Annotated in this window: 6 protein-coding genes; 1 reads left to right on the top strand and 5 read right to left on the bottom strand. The window is 43.3% G+C overall.

What is annotated here, in order from left to right; translation table 11 throughout:
- From VLN09_RS00480 to cysM, 5 genes are all read right to left on the bottom strand, one after another.
- The coding region (locus tag VLN09_RS00480; protein ID WP_325243054.1) for a DNA-formamidopyrimidine glycosylase family protein at positions 1-497 on the bottom strand (497 nt) is incomplete at its 3' end.
- Positions 498-561: 64 nt separating this feature from the next.
- Entirely contained in the window at positions 562-3102 is a 2541-nt protein-coding gene (locus VLN09_RS00475) for a bifunctional (p)ppGpp synthetase/guanosine-3',5'-bis(diphosphate) 3'-pyrophosphohydrolase (RefSeq protein ID WP_325243052.1), read from the bottom strand.
- A gap of 367 nt (positions 3103-3469) precedes the next feature.
- Entirely contained in the window at positions 3470-5011 is a 1542-nt protein-coding gene (gene rlmD / locus VLN09_RS00470) for a 23S rRNA (uracil(1939)-C(5))-methyltransferase RlmD (RefSeq protein WP_325243050.1), read from the bottom strand.
- Positions 5012-5178: 167 nt separating this feature from the next.
- Positions 5179-5994 carry a 3'-5' exonuclease gene (locus tag VLN09_RS00465; protein ID WP_325243049.1) on the bottom strand — a complete coding sequence of 272 codons (816 nt, stop codon included), beginning with the start codon at positions 5992-5994 and terminating at the stop codon, positions 5179-5181.
- 71 nt (positions 5995-6065) lie between these two features.
- The gene (gene cysM, locus VLN09_RS00460) at positions 6066-7034 is read right to left on the bottom strand and encodes a cysteine synthase CysM (RefSeq protein WP_325243047.1); all 969 of its coding nucleotides are present in this window, start codon (positions 7032-7034) and stop codon (positions 6066-6068) included.
- 399 nt (positions 7035-7433) lie between these two features.
- Here cysM and VLN09_RS00455 point away from each other — a divergent pair, with 399 nt between their 5' ends.
- On the top strand, positions 7434-10949 hold the full coding sequence (locus VLN09_RS00455; RefSeq protein ID WP_325243045.1) for an ATP-binding protein: 3516 nt from the start codon (positions 7434-7436) through the stop codon (positions 10947-10949).
- Positions 10950-11089: the final 140 nt, after the last annotated feature.

Below are 11089 nucleotides of genomic sequence, written 5' to 3'. Positions count from 1 at the left end.
TGGATGAGATGATATAAATAGTCTGCCGTAAACTCAGCTGATAATGGTTCAGGTCCTAAATGGTTTAATAATTTATCACCATAATCCTCAAGCCATAAGATAGAGCCAAAGCGTCTGGGGTCATAATAGTGTAGCTGCGTTTGGGTGTTGTCACTACCGATAAAGCTCATAACCAAGTGGTCATGTTTGCGCTTATCGCTTGCATGACTGTGTTGTTGCAAGCTACCTGACATACCAAGATGAACCAAAAGCTGTCGCGGTTGTAAAGCTGTCGATTGAACAGAAGAGGTATTACTGCCAGCTAATGGGATGAAATTTAGGATTAAATACTTTGCTCGTCGCTCAACGCTGTCTAATATGTAATCAACCAAATCTGCTAAATTATCAGGCATCGACCAACGCAGTTTGGGTTGAAAGACTTTTACGCTGGTGACTTTTTGACCTAATAAGGGCGTCAGACTGGTTTTTGTCGTTTCTACTTCTGGCAACTCAGGCATAGTATTTTATTAAATCTCTATTAAGGATTGAATGTATTTTTGGAATATAATATCAGTAGTCTCGTTAAGCAATCGCACGGCGAGCATGTAAGATACCGTGCTGCTGTTCAAGCTTGGCAAGTAACTTGGATAAATGTGCTAGCCCCGACACTTCAATATGAAACTTTAAAAAGGCAATGTTATCATCATTGCTCAGTGTTTGAACCTGACGAATATTGACGTTTTCTTTGTCAATAATTTGGGTTAAATCGCGCAATAACCCACGTCTATCATAGGCTTCTATATGAATATCAACCGGCTGATAGCGACCTGATTTAATCTTCCAAGCCGCTTTGATTTCGCGTTCAGGATCACGTTCAATCAAGCGTAGATATTCAGGGCAACCGCGATTGTGCACGCTGACACCGCGCGACAAGGTAATATAACCCGCAATAGGCTCACCGTGCACCGGATGACAGCAGCCTGCCAACCCAACTTCAATGTTATCCAAGCCATCTATTTGGATTTTGTAAGCATCAAGCTTACCTGAATCTCTTTTATCGATAATAGGGGCAAAATCTTCTTCAGAGCTTTCAGGCTCTAGATGCAGCTGACGAGAGATATGACTGGTAAGCTGATTTAGACCAATTTCACCCGTAACCAAACCAACCACGATATCGTCAGTATTATTGACATTAAAATGCTGCGTATAGTCATTTAAATCAATGCTATTTGGGTGCACCGACAAGCGCTCAAGCTCTTTACTGAGCATCTGACGACCGATTTCAATATTCTTATCGCGGTCTTGTTTATTAAACCATTGACGCAGTTTTGAGCGGGCACGGTTGGTATGAATATAGCCAAGTGAAGCCACCAGCCAATCACGGTTAGGCTCCCGTGAGGATTTGGTAATAATCTCAACTTGCTCACCTGTCTTGAGCTGATAGGTCAGCGGCACATAACGCTGATTGACCCGTGCTGCTTGGGCGCGATTACCGACTTGCGTATGAACATAATACGCAAAATCCAGTACCGTCGCGCCCTTTGGCAACTCAGTGATATCGCCATCACGACTAAAGATATATATACGTTCGAGCTCATCAAAATCAACCAATTGCTCTTCGTCATCATATTCAATCTCCTCTAATTCATCACCGGTTGATAAAGATGAGCGCGGCTGATTATTGATAGACAGCAGTTGACGTAAAGAGCTGATTCGCTGATTAAGGTAATTGTCCTTTTTGTTTTTGAGCCCTTCTTTATAGTTGACATGGGCGCACATACCAAGCTCGGCTTCAAAATGCATCTCTTGAGTACGAATCTGCACTTCAAGCGATTTGTTTTCTGCAATAACAGCAGTATGCAGTGAGCGATAACCGTTAGACTTTGGGTTGGTAATATAGTCGTCAAACTGTTCAGGAATATAACGCCATAACCCATGTACCAGCCCAAGGACATGATAACAGTCTGAAGGAGTGGTCACCAAAACGCGCAGTGCACGGATATCGTATAGCTGATCAAAAGATAAGCCTTTGAGCTTCATTTTTCGATAAATAGAATAAATGTGCTTGACGCGCCCTGAAACTTCGGCCTCAATACCAGATTCTGCCAAAGACTCATTAAGCCTATCTTGTACGCGTTGAATATAGGATTCACGCTCGCTACGTTTTTCTGATAATAGTTTGGCAATTTCTTTATAACGATCAGGAGCAAGGTAGCGAAAGGCTAAGTCTTCAAGCTCCCATTTAAGCTGAGCAATACCCAAGCGATGTGCCAAGGGCGCGTAAATGGTCATCACCTCACGCGCCACACGAGTTTGCCGAGCTTCATTAGAAAAGGTCAGCTCGCGCATAGCAAAAGTACGTTCAGCAAGCTTAATCAGTACCACCCGTACATCGTTGGTGACTGAGATAAGCATGCTATAAATATTTGATAATTGATCCCGCTGATTATTCACAAAGTGATCTTCTAAGCGCTTATTGCTTTCGATAATCTCAGACAATTGACCCATTGATAAAGTATCTTTAACCAAGGTTGAGATATCAGTGCCAAACTTTTTTTCGATGTCGCTAAGACTAATAATTGATTTGCGCGCACTGCGATAAAGCATAGCAGCGACTAAAGCATCTTCATCTTGATAAAGGTAAGTTAAAATATCTGTCATGCCAATACCGGTTACATAAGCGCCTGAACGCTCTGATTCACTGGTATTCATATGCTTTCGGATAAAATCACAGGCAGCGTGAAGATTGGGCACAGATTCTTGCCCAATACGCTTGGCGACATTATCAAGCCAAGTAGGTACGTCAATATTGATTTGATCTAAGTCAATGGCTTCAAGCTCTTGCTGAGAAAACGTCGCTGATTCATCAAGGATTTTATCCCTTAAATAGTCGTTTTCAAGATTTGGGTCATGACTGTAATAAGCGTAATTGACAGAGCGATCAAAGGTAGTATGAAGCTTATGAGTGGCCAGCTGATATTTAATATCTAGTGGAATTTGGGCATAGCTGTTGGCAGACTGATGAGAGCGTTGACTCGCAACCAGCTGCGCCGCCAAAGTTGCGCTGTCGGCGTGCGTGGTTTGTCCATCTACCAGCGGTAATCCTTCACGAATCTTTACCATAGCCCACTCCTCTTAGCCATTTTGACTTGATGATAACGCCATCTACAATGCTAGAGCTAGACATGAGCTTGCTATTGATAAACGGTCAGTTATAAATCAATACAGCTGCTAAAAAATCCGTTTTTTAGCAGCTATAAAATCAATTATAGGAATCATACATAGAAACATGAGCACGTAGACTCATCATGTTTTTTTAAAATAAAAACAGTGGCTATTATTATGGCATGTTGCGATGACAAATCAAGCAAGGCTCTGTAATGATAGCGTTAGCCGCATATGCGAATAATGCAGATATCATTCTTAATTTGTATCTATTAACGCCTATAAAAATCATAGGTTAATACCACACTCTGCCATCACATACGGTTTAAGCAGATACTTTTTCAAAGCGCGCGATTGACTCAACGTGACCAGTATGGCAAAACATGTCCATCACGCCAGCATGTGTTAAACGATAGCCCTGTTCAAGCAATGCTTTAGTATCACGAGCCAGCGTAGCAGGATTACAGGAAACATAGACAATCCGCTCAGCGTTAAACTTAGGCAAATATTGCATAATCTCCCACGCGCCAGAACGCGGTGGATCAATAAGCAGTGCATCAAACCCTTGGTTGGCCCACGGTTTATCCGTACAGTCGTGTGTCAAATCTTGGCTATAAAACTCAGTGTTATTAATGCCATTGCGGCGCGCATTATCAGCGGCGCGTGCGGTCATGGCTTCACTGCCTTCAACACCAACGACCGAGCCGGTTTCACCAACCAATCGTGCTAGTGGTAAGCTAAAGTTGCCCAAACCGCTAAATAAATCTAGAACGCGTTCACCCGCTTTTAAATCCAATAAATCACAAGCGAGCTTGGTCATTTGACGGTTTACCGACAGATTGACTTGGGTAAAATCGGTAGGGATAAACTCAAACGTCAAATCATACTCTGGCAATTGATAATATAAGCGGCCAAACTGCTCGCTTAAATCATCTGTATCTTTCAATGCAATACGCTGAATGCTATCCGCACCCTTTGATTGCAAATAAAGCTGCCAATTGCGCGCCGCGAAAAATACCTTAAGTTTATCGATATCAGCATCTGACAATGGCTCAAGATTACGCACAATCAACGCGACTGGCTGATCACCGTCAGGCAGCTCCGGCAAATGCTCACCCATTGCCAATTCAAGCTGCGCAATCTTATCACGGCTCTCTAAAGTGCTAATAAGGGTTTTTAAGTTTTCAATCTCAAAACCAATACGCGGATCTAAGATATGACATTCATTTAACTCTGCTAAGAAATTACTTGAGCGCTCACGGAAGCCGACCAAAGCAGTTTCTTTTTTGACAACATAACGTACACCAAGTCGCGCTTTGGTACGATAGCCAAGGCGATCACCGACTACCGGCTCAAGCCAATGATCAGGTGCCACATTGGCTTGATGCACCAACATCTCAGCCAAGACAGATTGCTTAAAGTTAATTTGTGCATCTGGCTGCCAATGTTGTAGGTTACAGCCACCGCAAACACCAAAATGCGGGCAGGGCGGTACAACGCGTTCGGGATTTGGATTGGCAGTGATGCTCACGGCATCGCCTTCTTCAAAGCTGGTACGGCTATTGGTAATCTTGACCAATGCACTTTCACCTGGCAGCGCAAAGCTGACAAAGATTTTTTTGCCGTGCTTGTCAGTGATATGACCGTCAGCTTCTCCAAAACCATTACCATATACGGCAACGCCGCGACCATCGTGTGATACGCCATCGATAGTAAAAGGTAGTGGTTCAGCATCTTTTAGACGACGACGTGTCTTTGATGATGGCTTAGATTTTTTCTTACTAGGCGGAATCGTAATGGTTTGAGTATCATTTGCCTGTTCGGTCGCATCTACGTTGGTAAGAGTCTTTAAATCGGTGGGTTGCATAAACCTGCCTATAAAATGAAGGTGTTAAAAATAATAGCAATTTTAACATATAAAGCTGCCAAGGTATTAGACGCTCACAAAGTAAAAAAGCGATGACTATAAATTTATAATCATCGCTTAGAGACAGCATTTATCAGTAAGCTATTCAGCTAATATTTTTAGAATTTTTAGCTGTTAAGCCAATCATTCAAAAATGCCTGATGACGTGGCGTGCCATCTGCTTGGGCAAATTTAGTTAAATAATCACGACTTTGCTGCTGCCAAACGGCAAAATCTGGCAAAGATAGCTGACCGGTCAAGCGCAGCCAGCGCAGATATATCAGCCAAGTATTCATCACATCAGACTCACAATATATCGACAGCGTTTGCCAGTCATTATTGCTGACAAGCTCGCCAACCATACTGCCATCGACATCCGTCTTACCGGGTAAACCATATAGACTAGCAACAACATCCATTGCTTCACGGCGACTGGCACCGTATTGGCTGAACCTATCCATCAAATCAATATGGCGAGTATGGAAGCGATTGACATAATTATCAAAACGCATGTTTTTGATACGTGCGCCTTCTTCAAATAACCACGGCGCTGCCAAATCATATTGCATGGCACGATAAATAAGCACGGGAATATCAAAGCCTGAACCATTCCAGCTGATCAGTTTAGGCAGTTTTGCAATATCATTAAAGGCGCGAAAAAACTTAGCAAGAATCTCTTTTTCGCTAAATTTGTCTGCAGTGAGAGAAAATAATGAAAACGTACCATCCTTAATATAAAGTGCAGAGATACAGACAATGCGCTGTAATGGCAAACGCATAAAATCATGCCCAGCTTCTTGTATGCGAATGGCAGTTAACGCACTTAATGTGTCTGCGTCGTTAAGCTCAGCCAATTGCGGATAGATGCGGTGGGCAGCATCGGTATCTGCAACCGTCTCAATATCAAAGACCAGTATAGGGTCAGACGAAAAAGCTTGTGACATAGAGTTTTCTGCCTAATTATGGGTTGATAAAGCTATATTAAATGCATTTATCGTATTGTATACAGATTATCTTATTTTACGTTATCTAAGCTGTCATCAACACTATCATCAACATTATATAATCCGGTCGATAAATAACGATCACCGCGATCACAGACAATAAAAGCAATAACCGCGTCAGGATTTGCCTTAGCGACTTGTGTAGCCGCCCATGCTGCTGCACCAGATGAGACACCCGCAAAGATCCCTTCGGTTTTAGCCAGCTTACGCATATAGACTTCAGCGAGGCGCTGATTGATATCCATAATCTCATCGACTAGGTCGGCATCAAAAATTCCTGGCATATAAGCGGCAGGCCAGCGGCGGATACCAGCGATAGCTGCTTCCTCATCAGGCTGTAGACCGATGATTTGTATATCAGGGTTTTGTTCTTTTAAATACTGTGCTACGCCGGTAATAGTGCCGGTAGTGCCCATAGAGCTAATAAAGTGAGTGATTTTACCCTCTGTTTGCGTCCAAAGCTCAGGACCTGTGGTCAAGTAATGTGCCTGCTTATTATCAGGGTTATTAAACTGATCTAATACAATCCCTTTGCCATCCGTTTGCATCTGTAGTGCCATATCGCGCGCGGCTTCTATCCCTTCTTCTACCTCAATCAGCGTAGCGCCATAAGCAATCATAGCGTCTTTACGTTCTTGGGTTGAGTTGCTTGGCATAAACAAGGTAATCGGATAGCCACGCATCGCCGCTACCATAGCTAACGCGATACCAGTATTGCCACTGGTGGCTTCAATCAACATATCCCCCGGCTTGATATCACCGCGCAGCTCTGCTTGATAAATCATGTTAAAGGCAGGGCGATCTTTGACAGAGCCAGCAGGATTATTACCTTCAAGCTTGGCAAGCATGATGGCACCATTGTCAATCTGCTCTTGCTCAGGTAAGCGCTGCAATTTGACCAACGGCGTTTGACCGACGCAATCAGCAAGGTCAGTAATCTGAGTGATAAAGTTGGCGTTTAACGGAGCCTTAGCGGACATAAAGTATCCTTAGTGATATCGGTTTCAAATAGTTTAACGAGATAGTAACGCGCTGTCTGTAAAACCATGCGTTAAAGGTGACAGTCGCGTTTTGAAAATTGGTTTTTGATAATTAGATAGTATGGTGGTATTGCGGTGTTAAATAACCACGTATTAATAAATGCGCTAACAATAATAAGTGAATACGGTGCGGCTGTCAGGTGTTTATTGTGGCAAATAAAAATTTGTACCATTATAACCTCTCGTTTTTGACAGCGCTTAGGCATAGAGCTTCGATAAGGATTGTCTAACCGCCGCTGATAGAATCCTGTTAAGATAATCGCAAGCGCTATAATGGCTTATTTATAAACGCATTGTAAAATATCGGTAGCAAAAACAGCAGTGGAGAGAATATCTAGCATGGCTTACAAAAAACGTTTTGATACCAGTAGTGCCTATGGTCAGCTGGTGATACTAGTGTTTTTGCCTATCTGTTTAATTGCGGCAGTGGGCGGTATTCTGGTGTTTTATGAAACCATGCGTGCCAGTAATTCAGAGCAAGCAGTGTTGGCTGAGGCGGTGCTTATCCGCTATTCTCCAACGATTGCAGAGATTGTCCCTGAATTGCTAGCGCAAAATGATGCCAAGACGCAGACGTCAGAAAAAAACAATGAAGGTATTACTGACAATGTCTCAGAAGCTGCGATGGCAACACTAGAGGGTATCCAAGATAAACTTGGGCGTATGCGGGCGGAGCAACATGTCCAGCGTATCGCCATTGTCAATCAGAGCAATGACGTACTCGCAACAGTTGGCTACGGTACGTATGAGGCGTGGCCTGCAATAGATCCATCAGAGCGTTTTTTAGCGCAAAAACCAACCCCTATCGGTACTGCTTACGGCAGTATATTGGGTGAGTTTGATGGTCAAACGCTGTGGTTATTAGTCGATATGGATAATGAGCCGCTGTATATCGCGCGTTATCGTATCGCTATGGCGCTGGTGATTACCGGCTTGTTCACGCTGTTAATTCTGCTACTAAGTTTAAATATCTATTCAAAGCGCTGGATAGCACCGATTTATGAGCTGCGCTTGCAACTACAGCGTACGCATGTCGATAACCTTTATCAGCCTATTCCGGTTGAATCAAATGGTGAGCTGAATTTATTACAACGAGATTTGGTTCGAACGTTACGCCGTTTATATGTCAGTTTTCAAGAGCTTAAAGACCATGCGGAGCAAACAGAGGATGATTTACGTCTTGCTTTTGATGAGATGGAGATGCAAAACATCTCGATTCGTAATGCACGTGATGCGGCAATTTCAACCAGCCAAGCCAAATCAGCGTTTTTAGCCAATATCAGTCATGAGCTACGTACGCCACTCAATAGCATCGATGGCTTTATCAATTTGCTGGCGCGTCATGGTGAGCTTAATCCTGAACAAGACCTGTATGTACAAACCATCCGCAAATCGTCCGCGCATTTATTGGCATTAGTTAATGATGTACTTGATTTCTCCAAAATCGAAGCGGGTAAGTTGGTACTTGATCGTCATGAGTTTGACCTTTATGACACCATTTATGACGTGGTTGATATGCTGTCTCCAGTCTCTGCCGAAAAAGGTCTGCGCATGGCGGTACTCTTCTATAACGATGTACCAATGCGTATCAATGGCGATGCGCTGCGCCTCAAGCAAGTATTGACCAATATCGTCGGTAATGCGATTAAATTTACTGACAGTGGCGATGTCGTAGTACGCGTTAGTTTAGACGACTATCAAGACAATTATTTGATGATTAGCGTGCAAGACAGTGGTAAAGGCATCTCGCTGTCTGATCAGAAAATGCTTTTTCAAAGCTTCAGTCAAGGAGATCCATCCATCACACGCCAATATGGTGGTACAGGACTGGGACTGGTCATCTCTAAGCAATTGACGCGACTGATGGGCGGCGATATTGGTTTTTATGACAATATGCAAGAAAACATCTCTAATCAAGGCGCGACGTTTTGGTTCCGTATGCCGGCACATGTTGATGTGTTAGAGGCAGCAACTGGACAAACCATTGAGCTGCCAGTATTAGCACCCTTGGCAAGTGCGACCGATGAGTTTAATGTGCTTATTTGGATTAACCATACTGCGTCTATACAAGTACTAAAAGCTAGCTTGCATCATCTGCCCATTAAGCTAACACAAGCCAACTCATTACCGGGCTTGCTTGAGTCGTTAAAAGAGCGGGGTAATTATTGGGATTGGGTCATTGTCGATGATGATACCCAAGACGATATGATGGCATTGCTTAAGCAAATCCGTCTGCATTATCAAGGTAAACTAGCCGTCTTTGGTTATCAAGTTGCCGCTGATCAAGCACTACTCAATCGTTACCATGCCAATATCTTGTATGAGCCATTAGACAAGAGACAGCTATATGCGATGCTCGATACGCAAAAGCGTAGCGTACCTACTGGTATTGCAGAACCACGTTGGAAAGGCGTTACCGTATTGGCAGTTGACGATCATTTGCCAAACTTACTGGTGCTTGATGCGCTGCTGAGCGAGCTTGGTATTCATGTTATTACGGCCAGTAACGGATTTGATGCGATAGAGCTAATCAGTAAACAACAAGCGAAAAATATCAAAGCTGCCAAAACTGAAAAACAAAGCCTGTCGAAAAAAACTCAAATCTCAAAAGCGGTCACGCGCGATGATGTCAGTAAATCAGCGGTTAGCACGTTACATATCGAAGACGCAACGATAGAAGAAAAGGGTAAGGCACAGCATAAAGACAGCATCGATCTTATCTTTATGGATATTCAAATGCCACGTATGTCAGGACATGAGGCAGCACGGCAAATCCGTAAAATTGAAGCGTCAGACAGTCATATTCCCATTATTGCTCTGACTGCACATGGATTGGCAGATGAGCGCGACAAGCTGATTACCAGTGGTATCAACGATTATGTTGGCAAGCCCATCAGTCAACCGCAGCTGCTACAAGTATTACAAAAATGGCTTGGGCGTAGTGCCTCGTCATCACCATTAACGGCAGAAAATGATAAGCATTCACAAGGTTTTGGAGTAGAAGGTGACTTGCAAGTATTAGAGTCAAAAACCATTGACGCTCAAAATATCAACGCTCAAAATTCTGATGTACCAAATATGATGCTGCAACCTTCTTCATCTGCGCTTACAAATACAGCGCCGCCTACCTATCAAATGATTCGAAGCGAGCAGGTTCAGAATTATAAACCTACCAAGATGAGCAACGAGAAAAGAGTGACGCGACCTTTGTCACTGAAAAAAATCCGTGATGACTATCTGCGTGACAGTCAACCACGTGAAGACTATCGGCGTGAAAACCTGCGCGAAACGCAGCCACGCTATGAAAACCTGCGTTTTCAAGAACAAGCACAGGCGGCATTTGGCGCACGTCCTGTGCAAACGCTCGATGATAATAAAGATGAGAGGTCAGTACATACTTCTTATCTGCCACAAGAGAACAACTTAGAAACCTCCGTATTTAATACCTTGGATATTCTAGATTGGCAAGATGCATTGACGCGATCAGCCAATAAGCCAGATCTTGCTGCCAAGCTCATCATTATGATGCTTGATACTATTAATGATGAAAAACAAGCATTGACGCAAGCATGGGAGGCACACAATCGCAGTATGCTTGCGCAAATTGCCCACCGCATATTGGGCGGCAGTCGTTATACGGGCGTGCCACAACTGCGCCAAGCCAGCCAAGATTTAGAAGATAAGTGTTTGTTAAATATCCAACATACCACGCCTGCACAGTTTGCAATGCTAGAGCCTTATTACGAGGCGTTATTAACGGCTTTAAACAACTTACAAGCGCTGGATTTGTCAGTTTATCCGCAGCTTAATTACCATCGTCTGATTGAGAATGACATGACTTGGAAAATGATTTAAGCAGAAGGTTTTATGGTATTAAAGGTTAAAGGGATCGTGACAGTCAGATATTGATAAGGTAGCGTGGGAGCAAGGCTGTTAATATCAGCCTATATATAAGCTATTATTTCAATTATTAAGGATGATTATGCACACTATCG

Origin of the sequence: Psychrobacter sp., assembly GCF_035469765.1 — a bacterium.
Classification (GTDB): domain Bacteria; phylum Pseudomonadota; class Gammaproteobacteria; order Pseudomonadales; family Moraxellaceae; genus Psychrobacter.
Note: the sequence above shows the minus strand (reverse complement) of the source record. Positions and strands in the feature narration are given on the sequence as shown.